Annotated in this window: 16 protein-coding genes and 6 pseudogenes; 14 read left to right on the forward strand and 8 right to left on the reverse strand. The window is 63.7% G+C overall.

What is annotated here, in order from left to right; genetic code table 11:
• Positions 1–43: 43 nt before the first annotated feature.
• From QEZ49_RS12315 to hemC, 6 genes are all read right to left on the reverse strand, one after another.
• Positions 44–223, reverse strand: coding sequence for a hypothetical protein (locus QEZ49_RS12315; RefSeq protein ID WP_280387308.1), 180 nt, complete (start codon positions 221–223; stop codon positions 44–46).
• Between the two features lie 281 nt (positions 224–504).
• Positions 505–1,086 (reverse strand): heme biosynthesis HemY N-terminal domain-containing protein, encoded by a 582-nt coding sequence (locus QEZ49_RS12320; RefSeq protein WP_280387310.1) that lies wholly within the window; start codon positions 1,084–1,086, stop codon positions 505–507.
• 15 nt (positions 1,087–1,101) lie between these two features.
• Positions 1,102–2,382 carry a hypothetical protein gene (locus QEZ49_RS12325; RefSeq protein ID WP_280387312.1) on the reverse strand — a complete coding sequence of 427 codons (1,281 nt, stop codon included), beginning with the start codon at positions 2,380–2,382 and terminating at the stop codon, positions 1,102–1,104.
• Positions 2,369–2,869, reverse strand: coding sequence for a hypothetical protein (locus QEZ49_RS12330; protein ID WP_280387314.1), 501 nt, complete (start codon positions 2,867–2,869; stop codon positions 2,369–2,371). Before QEZ49_RS12330 ends, QEZ49_RS12325 begins: the two co-directional genes overlap by 14 nt.
• 95 nt (positions 2,870–2,964) lie before the next feature.
• Positions 2,965–3,678, reverse strand: coding sequence for a uroporphyrinogen-III synthase (locus QEZ49_RS12335; RefSeq protein WP_280387316.1), 714 nt, complete (start codon positions 3,676–3,678; stop codon positions 2,965–2,967).
• Positions 3,679–3,689: 11 nt separating this feature from the next.
• The gene (gene hemC, locus QEZ49_RS12340) at positions 3,690–4,619 is read right to left on the reverse strand and encodes a hydroxymethylbilane synthase (RefSeq protein WP_280387318.1); all 930 of its coding nucleotides are present in this window, start codon (positions 4,617–4,619) and stop codon (positions 3,690–3,692) included.
• Positions 4,620–4,665: 46 nt separating this feature from the next.
• On the opposite strand from hemC, the pseudogene tsaD reads away from it, so the two are divergent.
• The 9 genes and pseudogenes from tsaD (at position 4,666) to acs (ending at position 10,790) form a co-directional block, all read left to right on the forward strand.
• Positions 4,666–5,827: pseudogene (gene tsaD, locus QEZ49_RS12345) on the forward strand (tRNA (adenosine(37)-N6)-threonylcarbamoyltransferase complex transferase subunit TsaD).
• 75 nt (positions 5,828–5,902) lie between these two features.
• Positions 5,903–6,073, forward strand: coding sequence for a 2-dehydropantoate 2-reductase N-terminal domain-containing protein (locus QEZ49_RS12350; RefSeq protein ID WP_348534812.1), 171 nt, complete (start codon positions 5,903–5,905; stop codon positions 6,071–6,073).
• Positions 6,006–6,644: pseudogene (locus QEZ49_RS12355) on the forward strand (NAD(P)H-dependent glycerol-3-phosphate dehydrogenase); the annotation flags it as partial. The gene QEZ49_RS12350 and the pseudogene QEZ49_RS12355, both read left to right, overlap by 68 nt.
• Entirely contained in the window at positions 6,633–6,716 is an 84-nt protein-coding gene (locus QEZ49_RS17275) for a hypothetical protein (protein WP_348534813.1), read from the forward strand. The pseudogene QEZ49_RS12355 and the gene QEZ49_RS17275, both read left to right, overlap by 12 nt.
• Positions 6,710–6,895: a hypothetical protein gene (locus QEZ49_RS12360; RefSeq protein ID WP_280387320.1), complete on the forward strand. Its 186-nt coding sequence runs from the start codon at positions 6,710–6,712 to the stop codon at positions 6,893–6,895. Before QEZ49_RS17275 ends, QEZ49_RS12360 begins: the two co-directional genes overlap by 7 nt.
• Positions 6,896–7,036: 141 nt before the next feature.
• Positions 7,037–7,459: pseudogene (locus QEZ49_RS12365) on the forward strand (EVE domain-containing protein); the annotation flags it as partial.
• A gap of 102 nt (positions 7,460–7,561) precedes the next feature.
• Positions 7,562–8,242 (forward strand): methyltransferase, encoded by a 681-nt coding sequence (locus QEZ49_RS12370; protein WP_280387322.1) that lies wholly within the window; start codon positions 7,562–7,564, stop codon positions 8,240–8,242.
• Positions 8,243–8,309: 67 nt separating this feature from the next.
• A complete protein-coding gene (locus QEZ49_RS12375) occupies positions 8,310–8,726 on the forward strand; it encodes a DUF1761 domain-containing protein (protein ID WP_280387324.1) in 417 nt (138 codons plus the stop codon).
• Between the two features lie 108 nt (positions 8,727–8,834).
• The gene (gene acs / locus QEZ49_RS12380; RefSeq protein ID WP_173952937.1) at positions 8,835–10,790 is read left to right on the forward strand and encodes an acetate--CoA ligase; all 1,956 of its coding nucleotides are present in this window, start codon (positions 8,835–8,837) and stop codon (positions 10,788–10,790) included.
• A 160-nt stretch (positions 10,791–10,950) separates the two neighbouring features.
• Here the strand turns inward: acs and QEZ49_RS12385 are convergent, their stop codons facing one another.
• Positions 10,951–11,661, reverse strand: a complete 711-nt coding sequence (locus QEZ49_RS12385; RefSeq protein WP_280387327.1) for an extensin family protein — start codon at positions 11,659–11,661, stop codon at positions 10,951–10,953.
• Between the two features lie 226 nt (positions 11,662–11,887).
• Positions 11,888–12,100, reverse strand: coding sequence for a DUF1674 domain-containing protein (locus QEZ49_RS12390; RefSeq protein ID WP_280387352.1), 213 nt, complete (start codon positions 12,098–12,100; stop codon positions 11,888–11,890).
• Positions 12,101–12,187: 87 nt separating this feature from the next.
• On the opposite strand from QEZ49_RS12390, the pseudogene htpX reads away from it, so the two are divergent.
• The 5 genes and pseudogenes from htpX to QEZ49_RS12415 all read left to right on the forward strand — a co-directional run.
• A pseudogene (htpX, locus tag QEZ49_RS12395) lies at positions 12,188–13,061 on the forward strand (zinc metalloprotease HtpX); the annotation flags it as partial.
• 395 nt (positions 13,062–13,456) lie between these two features.
• Positions 13,457–14,801 (forward strand): annotated as a pseudogene (locus tag QEZ49_RS12400) (transcription antitermination factor NusB).
• A 143-nt stretch (positions 14,802–14,944) separates the two neighbouring features.
• Positions 14,945–16,675: a heparinase II/III family protein gene (locus tag QEZ49_RS12405; RefSeq protein WP_280387329.1), complete on the forward strand. Its 1,731-nt coding sequence runs from the start codon at positions 14,945–14,947 to the stop codon at positions 16,673–16,675.
• Positions 16,668–18,256 (forward strand): annotated as a pseudogene (purH, locus tag QEZ49_RS12410) (bifunctional phosphoribosylaminoimidazolecarboxamide formyltransferase/IMP cyclohydrolase). Before QEZ49_RS12405 ends, purH begins: the two are co-directional and overlap by 8 nt.
• Positions 18,257–18,261: 5 nt before the next feature.
• Positions 18,262–18,723, forward strand: a complete 462-nt coding sequence (locus QEZ49_RS12415; RefSeq protein ID WP_280387330.1) for a GNAT family N-acetyltransferase — start codon at positions 18,262–18,264, stop codon at positions 18,721–18,723.
• The last annotated feature ends 280 nt before the right edge of the window (positions 18,724–19,003 follow it).

Consider the following 19,003-nt stretch of genomic DNA (forward strand, 5'->3'; position numbering starts at 1 on the left):
CGCGCCATCAGCGTGGCGACGCGCTGTGTCATGCGCTCAGGGATCAACGGCTCAGAACGGTGTCAAACTGGCGCGCCTCGATATGCAGTCGCAACCAATCAGGCTTTACAGAGTTAGGGCTGAGCGCTGCAAGCTGGCGCATACGCTCCAGCCGGTCGCGCAGGCCATCGCCGATGCAGACAAACAAAACCGATGGCAAGGTCGATGAAGTGCGCGCGACCATGCTGGATAATCTGGCAGCGCGACCGGTATTGCGCAGGAGCAGGCGCCCGGCGATTGCGGCGGCAGGTACGAGATCGGGTGCCAGGGTGTGGGCCCTCGGTTGCCGGGGGATTGAGCGAGCGTTCCGGGATCGCCGGTTTCGGCGGCCTGGGCCCGTGCCGCTGTCAGCAGCACGCCCGGCGGCGATGCCGATCAGGCCTGCGCACGGTCGACGTGACCGTTCTTGCGGGCAATGGCCAGCGTTTCGAGACACCATCCCAATCGCCATCGCGGCACTGGATGTCAAACAGCGCGTCCACCGCCCAGGCAAGTTTGGGGTTCAGCGCCACGGCGCGTTCGGCGAAATGCAGCGCGGCTTCGCGTTCGCCTTCGCGCTGAGGCTTCAAGGAACAGTCCGCGCAGGCCAAGCTGCTCGGTATCGGGAGCGGCGAGCATGGCTTCAAAGATGCGTCGCGCTGTGGTGCGGTCGCCGGAAAGCTGCGCCGCCTGTGCACGCAACAGATGCGTCAGCGGTTCGTTGGGCAGCGATTTACGTGCCTGAATGGCGGAACGCATGGCAGCGGCTTTATCGCCAGCACCGAGTGCGATCATGCCGCTGGACAACGCATCGATGCCCAGCTTCTGGCGGCGCTTGTTGAGCACGTTACCGACGGTTGCCGGGCTGTGCCAGACGTTGCGCAGGATCGACCAGATGAACAGCGCGGACGCAACGAGCGCCACGAAGATCACCGCCGCCCGGAAGACGCTGGTTTCAACGCGATAGCCCTGCCAGTAGAGCACCAGCTCTCCAGGGCGATCGGCGAGCCATGCAAGCCCGGTTGCGATGAGTGCAATTCCGATGAGGAATGCTATGAGACGCAGCATGCCGAGACCTGACTTTTACTGAGCGGTATTGTCGTCGGCCGGTGCCGGAGCGGCAGCCAGCGATGACTTGAGCTGGGTTTCAACGGACGCAAGAGCGTGCTCGACGGTGTTGCGGGCTTCCACCTTCTTGAGGAAGTCGGCCGCAGCATCCTGCGCTGGAGCGGGCAGCGTCTTGGCTTCCTTCAGAACGTCGGCGAGGCGGTCTTCCTCAAGCGCAACTTCCATGCGGGCAACGATTGCCTCGATGCTCTTGTCTTCCGGTGCGTGGTCGGTGCGGCGCACGCGCACGACGGATTTGGCGCCAGCAAGCAAGCGATCGACGATCGAGGCTTCGGCGTTGTGATCCTCAGCGTCGATGATCTTGTAGGCCACCGGCTTGAAGGCGTCGCGCAGCTCAGCGGTGGTTTCAACGCCATCCAGTGCGAACGGTTTCAGCGGTGACAGATCAACGATGTTGCCTGCGATCTTGGAGGTTTCTTCCAGCTCAGGCGCGAACGAGTTGCCGGAGTAGATGGCGCGCTTCAGGTTGGCGAGCTCCAACGACAGCACGATGCGTTCGGCGGTCGATTTACGCGCGCCTTCGCTCTGCAGAACGGTTTGCACGTCCTTGTGCAGTGCTGCGAGGCGGCTCGTGATCGGGTTCACGGCGGTCGAGACTTCATCCGACTTGGCAAAGTCGGTGAGGCGCGTGTCGATCTCGGTCTTAAGGCGCTTGATCTCTTCCTGGGTCGAGCGGATAGCGGCCGCAACGCGGTCGTCTTCCGATTTCAGCGACGACACGCCGGTGACGATCTCGGCGTTCTCGGCCTTGATGGTCGAAAGTTCGCGATCGATGCGCTGGGTGCCGGAGCGTGCGGCTTCGGCAACCTCGGCGGCGGCGGTGAGGCGCGTGTCGATCTGCTGGGTCAGGTTCTTGCGCAGCGCGTCGAGCTGATTGCCGAGCGTAGCTTCCAGATCAGCAAGCTTGCCGGTCAGCGCGGCGAGCTGCGGAAGCTGGCCAGCGTTCGGATCGTTGGCGGCGGCGGTGGACATCAGTGCAAGCTGGTCTTCCAGCTTGCCGATGCGCTTGCCAGCATCCGAATCCGATCCCTGTGCCAGTACCTTGTCGCTGATGTTGCCGACAGCGGTGCTCAGATCAGCCTGCTTGCGCGTTACGCCTTCGATGTTGGCGTTGAGTTGTTCAACCTGGCCGAGCTTGGCCTCAGCGGCGGCGAGGCGCGTGGCGAGTTCCGGATTGACGGCGTTCTGCGACTGGCTTGTCTCAACCGCACCAAGGCGCTGTTCAAGCGCGCTCAAAGCCTGCGATTGCTGCCGGTTGAGATCGACGCCGAGGTGATTGGCGATCTGGTCGCCTGGCGAACAGCGCGACGGCGCCGCCCGCAACGCCAGCGGCGATGTGGGAAATGAAGCTGCCAATGCCACCGCGGCGGGCGCGTGGAGCTGGCGCATCCTTGGGGCCGTTGCCCGCCGCGGCTGTTGCCTTGGAAGCATCGCCTGTCTTGGCGGCCTTGTCGGCAGAACTGGCGTCAGTCTTTGCGGCTGCGCCCGATGCGGATGTTGCGGCGGAAGCGGCAGCGGCGCCAGCTTCCGTTTTACCGGTCGCGGCGGTTTCGCCGGGCTTGGCTGATGCAGCCGCAGCGTCCTTCGGCGCGTCCTTGTCCTTCGCCGTCTCGGGCGGCGTGACGTCCTGCGCCTTGAGATCAAGCGTAGCGTGAGGGCGGTTGCCCTGCTGAGACGCTGAACCTGCCGGCTGCTTGCCGGGCCCGTTTTTGTTCGCAGTCATGTGTGCAAGTACCTCGCAGCGGACCGATCAAGCGCACGCCCGATTTTGGGGTGGAGCTGTAGCACGCGGGTCGAGACGCTACCCTACAGTCCTGACTAGAGCGTTTCCACCCGGCTAATGACTGTCAGCAGGGCGGGAACATCAGGTGTTTGAGCAACTTCAACCCGCAGGGGAGCCAGCGGCTCCAGCGCGGCGGCGACGGCCGACGAAATGCAGGCCATAACGGCCCTGCGCGTGCCTTCCTCGACGCCACCATCCTTAGCTAACCGCGCAAAGGTCGCTCCGGTTCGCGGCGACATCAAGATCACGGCATCGATTGCGCCGGCGGATAGCAAATCCCGCGTGGTCGGAAGCAATTCCTTTGCCGGATCAGAGCGATAGGCGATGACGGGCGATAGCTCGACGCCGCGTGCGGCCAGCGCTCCGGCCAGATCGAAGGCGACCACCTCTCCGCGAACGTGGGTCAGCGGTCCACCTGTTGTGCGGGCCATCTGCTCGATGAGGGGCAGGATGCTGAGCGCGGTGCCTTCACCTACCGTTATGTTTTTAAAGCCGATTTCCTCGGCATGGCGGGCCGTTGCAGGGCCGACCGCGATCAGCGGCAGGGAAAGCGCTGCTGATAAGGCCGGGCTTTGCGCCAGCGCCCGCAGACCATTGCGGCTGGTGACGACAAGGCCTTTGGCACCGTCCAGCGCATCGGCGGCGATCGGCAACGGCGTGATCTGCAACAACGGATCGGCCGACACCCGATGCCCGAGCGCCTCAAGCTGCGCCGTGAGTGCCGCCGCGTCGGGTTTGGGGCGTGTCACCAGAATGTGCATCAGGCGACCGTGAAGAAATCCGGCCCGGCCTGATCGAGCACCTGGGCGGCGGCATCGCGGCCGATGGATTCAGCCAGCGCGGCCCCACCCATATGATCGACGGCGCTGATGCGCTTGCCATCGGTGGAAAGGATCTCGGCGCGCAGGCGTATCATGCCATCGGCGATGAAATCGGCATGTCCGGCGATCGGCGTGCGGCATGAGCCTTCGAGCTGGGTCAGGTAGGCGCGCTCGGCGGCAACACAGGTTGCGGTGGGCTCGTGGTTCAGCGGCGCGAGCAGGCGGGCCGTCGCGTCATCATCGGCGCGGATCTCGATGCCGATAGCGCCCTGCGCGACCGCGGGCAGCATCACGTCGGCTTCCATGGCGGCGGTTATATGCTGCGAAAGCCCGAGGCGATTGAGGCCAGCGCAGGCGAGGAAAGTGGCGTCGGCCACGCCTTCTTCCAGTTTGCGCAGGCGCGTCTGCACGTTGCCGCGAAAATCGACCACTTTCAGGTCGGGTCGCGCGCGCAGTGCCTGGGCCGCACGGCGTGGCGATGAGGTGCCGATAAGCCCACCTTCCGGCAGGTCATCGAGCGAGTTGAATTTCAGGCTGACGAAGGCATCGCGCGGGTCTTCGCGCTCCAGGATGGTCGAGATGACGAGGCCTTCGGGCAGCACCGCCGGCATATCCTTCATCGAATGGACGGCCAGATCGATCTCCTTAGCGAACAGCGCCTCTTCAAGCTCCTTGGTGAACAAACCCTTGCCGCCGACCTCGATCAGCGGACGATCCGTCACGCGGTCGCCCGTTGTCTTGATGACGACGATTTCGCACTGATCCGGCTTCAGGCCATGGGCGGCGCCGAGTTTGCGCGCCACTTCATGGGCCTGCGCGAGCGCCAGCGGCGAGCCTCGGGTTCCGATGCGGATTTTGCTAACTTGCAAGCCGTTCTCTCCGGATGGTAGGCGACGGGCGACAGAAGCGGCGCCGATGTGCCGCCATCTATGCCCCCGGAACCGGGGAACGCAAACGCGGGATTGCCCCAGCCGCCATGGCGAACGAACAGCACCAGGAAATCGGCCCAGCATCGTTCTGGGTCTGGAAACAAGCTGCGATGAGACAGCGGCGGCTGTCGTCGTGCGCGAGCCCTCGGGCGAGGGCGCATTCTTTCCAGCATCGTGCGCAGCCAGTGGGAGCAGCACCGTCCGTTCGGCGGCGTGGTGCCGGAAATCGCTGCCCGCGCGCATGTTGAATGTCTCGATGTGCTGGTGCGGGAAGCGCTCAACGGGGCGAATGTTGGACTGGACGATCTTTCCGCCGTGGCAGCCACAACCGGTCCGGGGCTGATCGGTGGCCTGATCGTGGGTGCAATCACCGGCAAGGCGATTGCTATGGCGCGGGGCATTCCATTCATCTCGGTGCACCATCTGGAAGCGCACGCACTGACGGTGGGGCTGACCGAAGGCATTGCGCCGCCGTATCTGCTGCTGCTGGTTTCCGGTGGGCATACGCAACCTTGATCGTGCGCGGCGTCGGCGATTACGAACGCCTCGGCACGACGATTGACGACGCGCTGGGCGAAGCCTTCGACAAGACGGCCAAGCTGCTCGGTCTCGGCCTGCCGGGCGGTCCGGCGGTGGAGCGGATGGCGCTTAAAGGCGATGGCAGCCGGTTCAAGCTGCCGCGCCCGATGGCCGGGCGGCCGGAGCCGCACTTTTCATTCGCCGGCTTGAAAACGGCGGTGCGCCGCGCGGCTGAAAAACTTGCGCCGCTGTCGGATCAGGACGTCGCCGATATCTCCGCTGCGTTCGAGCAGGCGGTGGTGGAATCGGTATCGGATCGGTGTGCGCGGGCGGTGGAAATCGCGGCGGCGCGGTTGGGCTCTGATGTGCCGTTGCGGTTTGTGGTTGCGGGCGGTGTGGCTGCCAATCAGCGCCTGCGTGCTTCGCTTGCTGAACTGGCGCAAGCGCGCGGGTTTTCGTTCCATGTTCCGCCCGCCAATCTGTGCGGTGACAACGCGGCCATGATCGCGTGGGCCGGGGCGGAGCGTCTGGCGCGCGGGATGGTTGATCCGCTCGACGCACCAGTGCGTCCGCGCTGGCCACTTGATGCCAACGCTGCGCCTGCTATCGGTGCTGGGGTAAAGGCGTGAACGGGTGAAGGCGTCGTGTTCGCAGGCTATAGTGGCCTCGCAGTTGCGTGTGCGGACCTGCTTCAGGAGCTTGCGGTGAAGATCGATAGCGTCGGCATTATCGGCGGTGGCGCCTGGGGCACGGCTCTGGCGCAGGCGATGGCGTTCGCAGGGCGCAAGGTCACGCTGTGGGCACGGGAAGACGATGTCGTTGCCGCTATCAACGGCGCCACGAAAACGAGACCTTTTGCCGGGCGTTACGCTTGATGCCGGCATTGTTGCAACCGGTGATCTGGGTGCGGCCGCCGCATGTGATGCGGTTTTGCTGGTGGTGCCTGCTCAGCATGTGCGCCGCGTTGCGCGCGACCTGCGACCGTTGCTGCGGAATGCTCAGCCCGTCGTAATGTGCTCCAAGGGCATCGAGCAGGCCAGCGGCAAGATGATGGGCGATGTGCTGGCGGAGGAGCTGCCGCACGTAACGCCGTTGGTGCTTTCCGGTCCGAGCTTCGCGGCCGACGTAGCGCGCGGGTTGCCCGCCGCGCTGACACTGGCGTGCGCCGACGAGGCTATCGGGCAGGAGGTGGCGGAGCGGCTGGGCAGCGCGAAATTCCGTCTCTACTGGTCGAGCGACATGGTGGGCGTCGAGTTAGGCGGCGCGCTGAAAAACGTGCTGGCGATTGCCGCGGGCATCGTGGACGGTCAGGGGCTTGGTGCCAGCGCGCACGCGGCGCTGGTGACGCGCGGTTTTGCTGAAATGCGCCGCCTCGGCAAAGCGCTGGGTGCGCGGACTGAAACCCTGAACGGGCTTTCCGGTCTGGGCGATCTGATCCTCACGTGCGGCAGTCCGCAGTCGCGCAACATGTCGTTAGGGCGGGCGCTGGGCCAGGGGAGGCGATCGACAAGGTGCTAGCGGGCAGGCTTGCGGTGACCGAGGGCGTCTACACCGCTACGGCCGTGCGCGGGCTGGCTGAAGCGAATGACGTCGATATGCCGATCTGCGCCGCCGTTTGCGATGTGGTTGAAGGGCGTGCGAGCGTGCGCGATGTGATCGGCCAGCTTATGCAGCGGCCGTTGAAGGCCGAGGACTGAGCGCTATCGCGGCGCTGTGCGCCGAGGCTGCAAGCGATTCTGTGTGTTGATGAAACGGCCAGCCCGCAGCCTCGGCGCTTGACAGTGCCGCGCCCTTGGGCGACGCCCCGATGACAGAATAATTTAGCGGAGGTGCGGCTTATGCCTTCCTACTGGCTTATGAAGTCCGAGCCGGATTGCTTCTCGTGGGACGATCTGAAATCGCGCGGCAAAGGCGGTGAAGCCTGGGATGGCGTACGCAGCTTTCAGGCGCGCAACTTCATGAAGGCGATGCAGATAGGCGATCTGGCGTTCTTCTATCACTCCAACATCGGCAAGGCCGTTGTAGGCGTGATGGAGATTGCGGCGCTCGCCCATCCCGACGCTTCTGACGACACCGGCAAGTGGGAATGCGTGGATGTGCGCGCCGTTGCGGACATGCCCAATCCGGTGCCGCTGGCCGCCATAAAGGACAACTCCAAGCTTGCTGAAATGGTGCTGGTGAACAATTCGCGCCTTTCTGTGCAGCCGGTTTCGGCGGCGGAATGGGCGGAAGTCTGCCGTATGGGCGGCTTGAAGCCGGCGGAAATCAAGGCGTCCGGCGGCGGCGGTCAGAAGCCTGCTGGCTCCGCCAAGGAAGTCGCAAAGAGCGGCGCTGCAAAGCGACCTGCCAGGAAAGCAAAATAAATGACGAAGGTGTCCGGACGGCTTGATCCCAACAATGGTGAAGCCGTCAGGGCTTTCATCGCGGAGAATACGCGATGCCTGGCGCCGCCTCTGGTGCCTGAAATCCTGCTGCACCTGGCCGAAGAGTCGGTGCCGATCTGGCAGAAAACCGAAGAAGAACTGGGCGAGATGAACGTGCCGCCGCCGTACTGGGCATTTGCCTGGGCGGGCGGGCAGGCGCTGGCGCGCTACATGCTGGATAATCCGCATCTGGTGGCCGGTCGGCATGTGCTGGATCTGGGGGCTGGTTCCGGTTTGACTGCGATAGCGGCGATGAAGGCTGGCGCGATAAGCGTACTGGCCGCCGACATCGACCGGTTTGCGCTGGCGGCGACGGAGCTGAACGCGGCCCTTAATGATGTGAAGGTGAGCACAACCGCCGAGGATCTGCTTGCCGGAGCTCCGCAGGGTTTCGATCTGATCCTGGTGGGCGACCTGTTCTATGAGCGCGCGCTGGCGGAACGCGTGACGCGCTACATCGAGGCGGCGGTTGCCAATGGTGCGCTGGTGCTTATCGGTGATCCGCAGCGCAACTATTTCCCCAAAGGCCGCTTTGAGTGCGCGGCGGACTATCGGGTGCCGGTGACGCGCGAGCTTGAAGACGCAGAAATAAAGAATTCTGCTGTTTGGCGGCTTGGCTAACCGGGGATCGGGCGACGGGGCGCAGGCGGTCTGCTACCTTCAAGTTCTGATTTCCAGGGGAGCTGCCATGACTTTTGCGGGAATGAACCTCATCGCGATCGTTTCGGCGGCGGTTGCGGCCTTCATGTTCGGCTGGGTCTGGTATGGGCTTCTGTTCGGCGAGGCATGGCGGCGGGCCATCGGCTGGAAGCGCACGGAAGTGCAGTCGCAAAGCCCCAGCCCCATGCCTTTTGTCATCAGTTTCATCAGCCTACTGGTGATGGCGTGCGTGTTTTCCGGCGTGCTGCGCCACACCAAAATAGAGCTGACCGTTGCCAACGGCCTGATCACCGGCGCGTTTCTGTGGCTGGGCTTTGTGATCACAACGATTGGCACCAACAACAGATTCCGCGATGCAAAAACGGCCCTGACTGTCATTGACGGAGGTCATTGGCTGGGCGTTTTACTGCTGCAGGGTGCTATTCTTGGCGCATTCGGTCCCTGATATTGGCCAGATGCGACCAGACAGCTTCGCCGAAGTGCCAATTTGCGGACCATGCTCGCCGCCGTCATAATGCGTCCAATTACGAATACTTTCGCGGGAGAAATGCCGATGTCGGGGAACCTTTACCCAGTACCGGGTGAATGGCGCGAGGGCGCCTTCATTGACGAGAAAGCCTATCACGAGCTTTACGCCCGCTCCGTCTCCGACCCCGACGGGTTCTGGGGCGAGGTCGGACGCCGTATCGACTGGATCAAGCCCTATACGAAGGTGAAGAACACCTCGTTCGATCTGCAGAATGTTTCGATCAAGTGGTTTGAGGACGGCACGCTGAACGTGTCCGCCAACTGTACCGACCGCCACCTCGAAACTCGCGGCGATCAGGTCGCGATCATCTGGGAGGGCGATGAGCCCACCGACGACGAAGAGATCACCTATCGCCAGCTGCACGAGCGCGTGTGCAAGCTCGCCAACGTGATGAAGTCGCACGGCGTCAAGAAGGGGGATCGGGTTACGATCTACCTGCCGATGATCCCGGAAGCGGCCTATGCGATGCTAGCGTGCGCGCGTATCGGCGCGGTGCATTCGATCGTGTTCGGTGGCTTTTCTCCGGACAGCCTCGCCGGACGCATCGAGGACGCAGAGTCCAAGTTCATCATCACCGCCGACGAAGGCGTGCGTGGCGGCAAGTATGTGCCGCTGAAGAAGAACACCGACGACGCGTTGGCCAAGTGCGGCAAGGGTGATGAGAAGGTGCTGGTTGTTCGCCGCACCGGCCGCCCTGTTGCCTGGAATGCAGGCCGTGATCTGTGGCTGCATGAGGAACAGAGCAAGGTTTCGGCTGAGTGTCCGCCGGAGGAAATGCGCGCGGAAGATCCGCTGTTCATTCTTTATACGTCTGGTTCAACCGGCAAGCCGAAAGGCGTGGTGCATACGACCGGCGGCTATCTGGTGTTCGCGTCGATGTCGCACCAGTACGTGTTCGATTATCACGACGGTGATGTCTACTGGTGCACGGCCGACGTGGGCTGGGTCACTGGCCACAGCTACATCGTTTATGGACCGCTCGCGAACGGCGCCACGTCGGTGATGTTCGAAGGCGTGCCGAACTATCCGACCATGTCGCGCTTCTGGGATGTCGTGGACAAGTGGAAGGTCAACATCTTCTACACCGCGCCGACGGCAATCCGTGCGCTGATGGGCGCTGGCGACGACTTCGTGAAAGGTAGCGATCGCTCATCGCTGCGGCTGCTTGGCAGCGTCGGCGAGCCGATCAATCCGGAAGCATGGGAATGGTATTATAACGTTGTCGGGGAGCAGCGTTGCCCGATTGTTGATACGTGGTGGCAGACCGAAACCGGCGGCATTCTCATTTCGCCGTTGCCGGGTGCAACGGATCTGAAGCCGGGCTCGGCCACGCGGCCGCTGTTCGGCGTGCAGCCGGCGCTGGTTGATGAGAAGGGCGTGATCCTGGAAGGCGCGACCAGCGGCAACCTCGTTATTCTGGATAGCTGGCCGTCGCAGGCGCGCACGATCTACGGCGATCACGAGCGCTTCGTGCAGACCTATTTCTCGACCTACCCCGGCACCTACTTCACCGGAGATGGCTGCCGTCGCGACGAAGACGGATATTACTGGATCACTGGCCGCGTCGATGACGTGATCAACGTGTCCGGCCATCGTCTGGGTACGGCGGAAGTGGAAAGTGCGCTGGTCTCGCATCCTCTGGTGGCTGAGGCCGCGGTTGTCGGCTATCCGCACAACGTGAAGGGCCAGGGCATCTACTGCTACATCACGCTGATCGCGGGTGAAGAGTGGAGCGATGCGCTGTCGAAGGATCTCATCAAGCACGTGCGTACGGAGATCGGCCCGATCGCGTCGCCGGATCTGATCCAGTTCGCGCCGGGCCTGCCGAAGACCCGTTCGGGCAAGATCATGCGCCGCATCCTGCGCAAGATCGCGGAGGACGAGTTCTCGAACCTTGGCGATATTTCAACGCTGGCCGATCCGGCCGTGGTGCAGGATTTGATCGACAACCGCAAGAACCGCCGCGACGCTGCGAGCTGAGTTCTGCGAGGCCTTTGTTGCTGCATGAATTGAAAAGGGCGCTCCATGTGGGCGCCCTTTTTGTTTGGCGCCGGCGACACCCCTCCGGGGCGCCGGCCGCCGGTGCATTTTAGTGAGGGCTGGCGACTGCGCTTCGCGCCGCCGGCCGCCGAGCGCGATGCTATTTGCAGCTGCGCAGCAGGCCGCGATCGAGATGCAGATGATCATGATGCGCTTCGTTGAACTCAGGCCCGATGGCGACGCGGAAATACGGGCATGCGCGCATGTGCGCTTCGCGCAGGAAGCGGCCCTCCGGCGTGTTGGCGCGGTAGTCGCGCGTGATGCTCATCTGCTTGCCGTTCTCCAGCCGGAACGCGCCGATATCGACGGCGTTGGCATAGGAATGCTGGCTGCGCATTTTCAGCCAGCGTTTGTTGCCGATGATGTTGCGGCAGTTATAAGTGCCCATGTCCTGCACCCAGACGACACGGCTGCCGAACATCTCCATCGCCAACGGCTGCACGCTATGCTCCATCCACAGCGCCAGCGCGACGGCGGTTTCGCAGGTCAACGCGCTAAGGCCGATTTCGGCGCCGCTCACTTTGGAAACGCGCACCGCATCGGTCCAGCCGCAGCCGTTGGCCCGCACGTTGTCCGCGATGGCCTGCGCGTTGATCTGCGGCGGCTGCAGGATGGCGCGGCACATGTCGGGATCGCTGCGCAGGGCGGCGATGCGCGTGTCGACGAAGATCAAGGGCGGATCATCCAGCGTAATGGCGGGGAACGGCAGAAAGCGCTCCGGGATGAGGCCGAAGCGGAAAACAGCGGCGCCCGCGAGTATCAGCAGCAACAGCAGGATTGCGCGCAGAATGTTTCGGCCCGTTCGGCGCATGTGTGTCCTTAGGTGGTGCCGCTGCAGTGGCGAATGCCGGATGCGCATCGGGCGACGCGCAGGCGATCGGCTTTTATGGGGCTATTCAACTCTTAAGAAAAGGTGAAAGCCCGTTCCGCTTTGAAGCACGGCAGCGCGGTGTTTCGGGCGCACAGCGAGCGCCGCGCGCGTGCGGCGAGAACCGTCATGGGGACGGCGCGGAATAGAATGGCAGTCAGTCGTCGGATCAGAAGTCCGAAGCAATGCCGCCTTTTTCCCAATCGCCATAGCGGGCCGGATCGGGCCCTTCGCGCCCGCCAATTTCCTTGGCGCGCTCCTGGGCGGCGGCGTCGGCGGCCCGGCGGCGCTCCTCCGCTTCGGCAAGCGCGCGCTTGGCTGCGGGGCTCAGCACGCGGTTTGCGGGCGCGGTCTGTTGCGCCCCATCTGTCGGGTTTTTGATTGCATGTCGGTCATGAGCACTGGTTGTTGCTTAACTGTCTATCCATATACCATCTCGACGAGTGTTTATGGCGGAGCTGCGACAAGAATGAATCATATCAAGACGGCCATGCTGCTAGCGGCTCTGACCGCTATATTTGTGGCGATGGGCGCTTTGATCGGTGGCACGGGCGGTATGCTCATTGCCTTCATCTTTGCGCTTGGCATGAACTTTTATACCTACTGGAACTCGGACAAGATGGTGCTGCGCATGTATGGCGCGCGCCAGGTGGATGAGCGCACGGCGCCGGATTACTACAATCTGGTGCGCGAGCTGGCGCGTCGGGCCGAACTGCCGATGCCGGCCGTCTACATCATGGAGAGCGCGCAGCCGAACGCGTTCGCGACCGGTCGCAATCCGCAGAACGCGGCCGTTTGTGCTTCGACCGGTTTGCTGCAGGCGATGAGCCGCGAAGAAATCGCCCGGCGTGATGGCGCACGAACTGGCGCACATCAAGAATTACGACACGCTGACGATGACCATCGCGGCCGCGATTGGCGGCGCGGTGTCGATGCTGGCCCAGTACATGCAATTCGGCGCCATGTTCGGCGGCGGCAACCGTGAAGGCGGTGGCGGCATCATGGGCGTGGTCGGAACGCTGATGGCGATCATCGTTGCGCCGCTGGCGGCAATGCTGGTGCAGATGGCGATCAGCCGTTCGCGCGAATATGTGGCCGACCGTATGGGCGGCGAGATCTGCGGTCAGCCGCTGTGGCTCGCGTCGGCGCTCGGCAAGATCGAGAACTATGCGCACCGCATTCCGAACGAGGAGGCGGAGGCTGTCCCGGCAACGGCGTCGCTGTTCATCATCAATCCGCTGCAGGGCTGGGGTATGGACAACCTGTTCTCCACCCATCCCAATACGGGCAACCGCATTGCGGCGCTGGAGCAGCAGGCAAGCCGTATGGGCGGAGGCTCAGCGCCACGTTATGCCGATGATGGGCGTCAGGGTTATGCGGATGACAACGCTGGGCCATGGTCGCAGCAGCGGCAGGGCTCGCAGCAGCGTCAGGCTGGGCGCAGCGGCAATAGCGGTCCGTGGGGCTAACTGCGCCATCTTGGCCGTTGCGGTTTAGCGACTTGTCCCGACCGGCATCCTGTCGGACAACGGCCCCGCGATTCCGCAGCATTTAACCAGCAAGGCAGGCGCACGTGACTAAAGAGGCCGCGTCAGGATCTCGATCTCAATCCAAATCGCGGCCCGCTTCCCGCTCGCAAGGTTTTGCGAAAGGGCCTGCTCGCGTTAAAGGCCCGGGTGCTGGCCAGGGCTCTGGCAAGCCATCGCAGGGTCAGAAGTCGAACAAGTCGGATGCGCCATTGCCGCCAGGGCTTGCGGCGCGTGAAGCGGCGGTGCGCGTGATCGCTGCGGTATTGAATGAGGGGCGCTCGTTCGAAGCCGCCGCTGCCAAACAGTTTGAAGACTATGGGCTGGAGGGGCGCGACCGCGGCCTGGCGCGTTTGATCGCGGCAACAGTTCTGCGTCGGCAGGGCGAGCTTGAAGCGATCCTCGACAGCTATCTGCAAAAGCCGTTGCAGAAACAAAAAAGCCTGCTGTGGCCAATATTGCTGGCCGGTGCCGCGCAGCTTCTTTTCCTGCAGATGCCGCCGCACGCGGCCGTTGGTCTGGCGGTTGATCAGGCGCGACGCGATCGCCAGGCGGCGCATTTTAACAAGCTGGTCAATGCATTGTTGCGCCGCGTAAGCCGCGAAGGCGCCGAGGCGTTGCCCGCGCTTGATGGCGTGGCACTCAATATTCCGCAGTGGCTGATGACGCGGTGGCGCGAGAATTACGGGGCCGACACTGCGCGTAAGATCGGCGCGGCTTCGCTTGCCGAAGCTCCGCTCGATATTTCCGTGAAATCAGACCCGCAGGCATGGGCCGAAAAGCTCGGTGGCACGGTGCTGGCCACCGGTTCGGTGCGTCTCGCAGCCGGTGGACGCATCGAGGACATGCCGGGCTTTTCGGAAGGCGCATGGTGGGTTCAGGACGCCGCTGCCGCGCTGCCCGCGAAGCTGATGGGCGATGTGCGCGGCAAGAGCATCGTTGATCTGTGCGCCGCCCCGGGTGGCAAGACGGCCCAGCTTGTGTCCGCCGGTGCTGAAGTGACCGCGCTCGATCTGTCGCCGCAGCGGATTGAACGCCTGCAGCAGAACCTCGCGCGGCTCGGATTGTCGGCCGAGACGGTTGCGGCGGATGCTGGCGAGTGGGCGCCGGAGCGCACCTTCGACGGTGTGCTGCTTGATGTGCCCTGCACCGCGACCGGCACCATCCGGCGCCATCCCGACATTCTGCGCCTGAAGCGGCTGGAGGACATTGCGGCCTTGGCCGAGATCCAGTCTCGCCTGCTCGATCAGGCGGCCAAGCTGGTCGCGCCGGGCGGCATGCTGCTCTATTGCACCTGTTCGCTGGATGCTGAGGAAGGCGAGCGTCAGGTTGCCCGCTTCCGGGAGCGGAACGCTCAATTCCGGCTGGCCCCCATCAAGGCGGGCGAGATCAGGTGTTGCGGCCGAATGGCTGACAGCCCGTGGCGAACTGCGCACGCTGCCTTTCCACACCCCTAGCCTCACGCCGGGCCACGCGACAGAGCTGCCGACGGGCGAGCAGGACAAACTCGTCGGAATGGACGGGTTTTACGCCGCCCGACTGGTGCGCCAGAGCTGATCTGTTACAGGACGACGCGGCTGCGCACAGGCTAGCGGCCTCCCAGCCTTGTATTAGCCCCGCGACGGGTTAGTCGGAACGAAGGGGCAATCAGGAGTTCTGCGTCGTGGCCCCCGGTCACAGGCGGGCGGTACGGGGCTCACATGGCGGAACTGACGCTCAAGGATCGTTTGCGCAGAACGGCGCTGCATGCGCACGGCGCGCATCGTACTGGCTTGGCTGGCGTGCTGACCATGCCGTTGCGCCGGCTGGTTGAGCCGACGCCGGAGCTGGAGCACCTGCTCATCGTTCCGCAGGATCTGCGCACCGCCGATCCAAGTTTCTGGGACGAGATCGGCTATGGCCAGTTTGGGCTGGCCGGTTCGGTGGCGGTGTTGAACGGGCGTTCGCCGTTTGAGGTCGATCCGGTGCCGAGCGTGGCCTGGGCGCAGGAGCTGCATGGCTTCGGGTGGTTGCGCAATCTCTCTGCAATCGACGTTGAGGGTGCCAGCGCAACCGCGCGGCGTCTCGCGCTGGAATGGATTGACGGGTTTGACGACGATCGGCGCGGCGTTGCAGCCGACCCGCAGGTGGCCGCGCGCAGGCTCATCTCGTGGCTTTCACACGCCAACTTGCTGCTGGAAGATGCCGATCGCTCAACTTATACGGCGATAACCGGAAGTCTGCGCAGGCAGTTCGCTTCACTTGCGTCAGTGCGCAAGGACGCCCCGATGGGCTATCCGCGCCTGCTGGTGGATATCGCGTTGTCGTTCGCGGTGCTGTCCATCGCCGGTTTCGATCGGCACGCGCGTGATGTTGAAGCAAATCTCAACGCTGAATTAGCGTGGCAGATATTGGCCGATGGCGGGCATGTGACCCGCAATCCGGCAGTGTTGGCGGATCTGCTGCTCGACCTGCTACCGCTGAGCCAGTGTTTCACTGCCCGTGAACGTCCGCTGCCGGATCAATTGCAGCGCGCGCTGAATGTGATGGTGCCGATGCTGCACTATCTGCGGCTCGGCGACGGCATGTTGGCGCGTTTCAACGGCGCGCCGGGCGTTTCTGCTGCCGCTGTTGCGACCGTTGCCGCCTATGACGACAACTCGCGTCCACCGCTGATTGAGGCGCGGGCTTCCGGCTACGCACGTCTGCGGCGGGGCAGCACGGTGATCCTTGCCGATGTCGGCGGTCCGCCGCAGTTGGCGCTTTCGTCCAGCGCGCATGCGGGATGTCTTTCCTTCGAAATGAGTGCGGGCGCCGTGCCGTTGTTCGTTAACAGCGGCGCGCCCTGCCTTTCCGGCGCCGAATGGGGCCCGGCCGCGCGGGCAACCGCCAGCCATAATACGTTGACGCTGGCGGACAGATCGTCGGCGCGGCTTATCGCCCACCGCAAGCTGGAGGCTCTGTTGGGCTCGCCGCCGATCCGGTATCCCGACCGGGTTGACTGGCGCGTTGAGGAGTTCGAAGGCGAGACCGTGCTGCAGGCCAGCCATGATGGCTATTGCCGCCGGCACGAGCTTGTCCATACGCGGACGCTGCGTTTGGACACTGACGGCTTGCGGCTGACGGGGGTAGATCGTTTGAGCGGCGTGCAGGGGCAGTTGCGGCTGCGGGATGACCTGCCGTTCGCGATCCACTTCCACCTGATGCCGGGCGTGCGCCTGGAGCTGGGTGAAACACCGCGCGAGGCCGTAGTGACTCTGCCGGACGGCCAGCTATGGCGCCTCAGTGCGCGGGGCGCAACGCTGTGTATCGAAGAGAGCTCGCACTTTGCGGGCAGTCCGGTTCCGCGCCCTTCAATGCAGATCGTTCTGCGCGGCGCGACGTTCGGCGAAACCGAAGTGAGTTGGGTGGTCGAAAGATTGCCCGAAGCAACAGAGACCTGGAATGACTGAAAACCTGCCTATTCGCCGCGCGCTGCTTTCCGTTTCCGACAAGAGTGGCCTGATTGAATTTGCGCGCGCCCTTGCGGGCATGGGCGTGGAGCTCCTTTCTACCGGCGGCACCGCTTCTGCGCTGCGCGCGGAAGGTCTCGCGGTGAAGGACGTCTCGGAAGTGACGGGCTTTCCGGAGATGCTGGATGGTCGGGTGAAGACGCTGCATCCGATGGTGCACGGCGGTTTGCTGGCCATTCGCGGTGACGCCAGCCACGATGCTCAGGTGGCGGAGCATGGCATCGCGCCGATCGATCTGCTGGTGGTGAACCTCTATCCGTTTGAAGCAACGGTGGCGAAGGGCGCGGATTTCGACGACTGCATCGAGAATATCGACATCGGCGGTCCGGCGCTGATCCGTGGCGCAGCGAAGAACCATGCCGGCGTGACAGTTGTCATCGAACCCGATGACTATGCCGCCGTGCTGGATGCGATGCGCGCCAATAACGGAGCAACGACGCCGGAACTGCGTCGCCATCTGGCCGCGAAGGCGTATGCCCGCACAGCCGCCTATGATGCTGCGATCAGCAACTGGTTTGCTGGCGTGCTGGGTGAAGAAACACCGGCCTATCGCACCGTGGGCGGCCGTTTGCGCTCGCCACTGCGCTACGGAGAGAACCCGCATCAGCACGCAGCATTCTATGCCACGGGTGAAGCGCGCCCCGGTGTTGCCAACGCCGTGCAGCATCAGGGCAAGGAGCTCTCCTATAACAACCTGAACGACACCGACGCCGCGTTTGAGCTGGTTGCCGAGCTTGGCGTTGAGCGCCCCGCTGTCGCGATCATCAAGCACGCAAATCCCAGCGGTGTCGCGTGCGGTGAAAGCCTTGTTGATGCCTATCGCAAGGCGCTGCGTTGCGATCCGGTGAGTGCATTCGGTGGCATCGTGGCGCTGAATGTGAACGCTTGATGCGGAAGCTGCGGAAGAAATCGTGAAAGTGTTCACCGAGGTTGTTATCGCTCCGCGCGTGACCGAGGAAGCAGCGGCGATCTTTGCTGCGAAGAAAAACCTCCGGCTGCTGACAACCGGCGGCCTGCCTGATCCCGGCGCGCCGGGCATCACGGTGCGTTCGCTTGCAGGCGGGCTGCTGGTGCAGTCGCGCGATAGTGGCGTGATCCGCGCCTCCGATCTGAAGGTGGTGACGAAGCGCGCGCCGACGGCGGAGGAGCTTGCCGACCTGCTGTTTGCTTTCCGTGTGGCCAAGCACGTGAAGTCGAACGCTATTGTCTACGCTAAGGACGGCGCCACGGTCGGCATTGGCGCAGGGCAGATGAGCCGCGTCGATTCCACCCGTATCGCCGCGCAGAAGTCCGCCGATGCGGCCGCTGCCATTGGCGCCACCGAGCCGCTGACGCGCGGGATCTGTGGTGGCGTCGGATGCATTTTTCCCGTTCGCCGATGGTTTGTTGACGGCGGCGGAGGCCGGGGCCACGGCGGTGATCCAGCCCGGTGGCTCGATGCGTGACGATGAAGTGATCGCCGCCGCAGATGAAAAGGGCCTCGCCATGGTGTTCACGGGCGTGCGCCACTTCCGGCACTGACGACGATGGCGGGTGGAGCGGAAGGTGTCCGCCTGCGACCGGCCACCCGCGCCGACTGGGATCTGATACGTGGTTGGCTGGGGCGTGCCGACATCGAAGCCTGGTGGGGGCCGCGCTCGGCAACGGAGGCCGAGGTCAACATCGCCATGGGCTCGCGCCACGCGCTGTGTCGGGTGATCGAGGCCGATGGTACGCCGATCGGCTATGCGCATGCGATTGATGCCACCGCGTGGGGCGATCAGCTACCGCAGGATTTGCCCGCGGGAACCTGGGATCTCGATCTGTTCATCGCGTCAGAAAATCATCGCGGCAAAGGCGCGGGGCAGACCGCGCTGGCAATGCTGAAGGACGAGGTTTTCAGCACCACACTGGCAACGGCGGTGTGCGTGTTTCCGTCAATCCGAAACGAGCGCGCCGTCCGGGCCTATGAGAAGGCGGGGTTTCGCTGGCAGCGAGATCTGGGATGATCCGCACATGGGGCTGTCATGGTTCATGCTGGCGGAGCGACCGAAGCGCTGACGATGTTCAATCGCGCATGAGGTGCGAATACGTACCCGGTGAGCACCCGCTTGATCCGTTCTAACTTCCGCTTCGAACAGTCGCTTGCCGCCAACTTTGCGCATGCTGATGCAAGTCGAAGTGTTGCAGAACTGCCAGCCCGATAGCGTCGCGACACCGCACTTTCGATCAATGACGTTTTATTGTCGTTATTCGCTGAAAGCCCTAAGGTGGATGTATCATTCTCAA

Source organism: Hyphomicrobium sp. D-2 (assembly GCF_029872155.1).
Taxonomy (GTDB): Bacteria; Pseudomonadota; Alphaproteobacteria; order Rhizobiales; family Hyphomicrobiaceae; genus Hyphomicrobium_A.

Excerpts from the sequence above, each read along its gene's own strand:
- QEZ49_RS12415 (WP_280387330.1), top strand. The coding sequence starts at position 18,262 with ATGGCGGGTGGAGCGGAAGGTGTCCGCCTGCGACCGGCCACCCGCGCC.
- QEZ49_RS12370 (WP_280387322.1), top strand. The coding sequence starts at position 7,562 with ATGACGAAGGTGTCCGGACGGCTTGATCCCAACAATGGTGAAGCCGTC.
- QEZ49_RS12320 (WP_280387310.1), bottom strand. The coding sequence starts at position 1,086 with ATGCTGCGTCTCATAGCATTCCTCATCGGAATTGCACTCATCGCAACC.
- QEZ49_RS12385 (WP_280387327.1), bottom strand. The coding sequence starts at position 11,661 with ATGCGCCGAACGGGCCGAAACATTCTGCGCGCAATCCTGCTGTTGCTG.
- acs (WP_173952937.1), top strand. The coding sequence starts at position 8,835 with ATGTCGGGGAACCTTTACCCAGTACCGGGTGAATGGCGCGAGGGCGCC.
- QEZ49_RS12375 (WP_280387324.1), top strand. The coding sequence starts at position 8,310 with ATGACTTTTGCGGGAATGAACCTCATCGCGATCGTTTCGGCGGCGGTT.
- QEZ49_RS12405 (WP_280387329.1), top strand. The coding sequence starts at position 14,945 with ATGGCGGAACTGACGCTCAAGGATCGTTTGCGCAGAACGGCGCTGCAT.
- QEZ49_RS12330 (WP_280387314.1), bottom strand. The coding sequence starts at position 2,869 with ATGACTGCGAACAAAAACGGGCCCGGCAAGCAGCCGGCAGGTTCAGCG.
- QEZ49_RS12315 (WP_280387308.1), bottom strand. The coding sequence starts at position 223 with ATGGTCGCGCGCACTTCATCGACCTTGCCATCGGTTTTGTTTGTCTGC.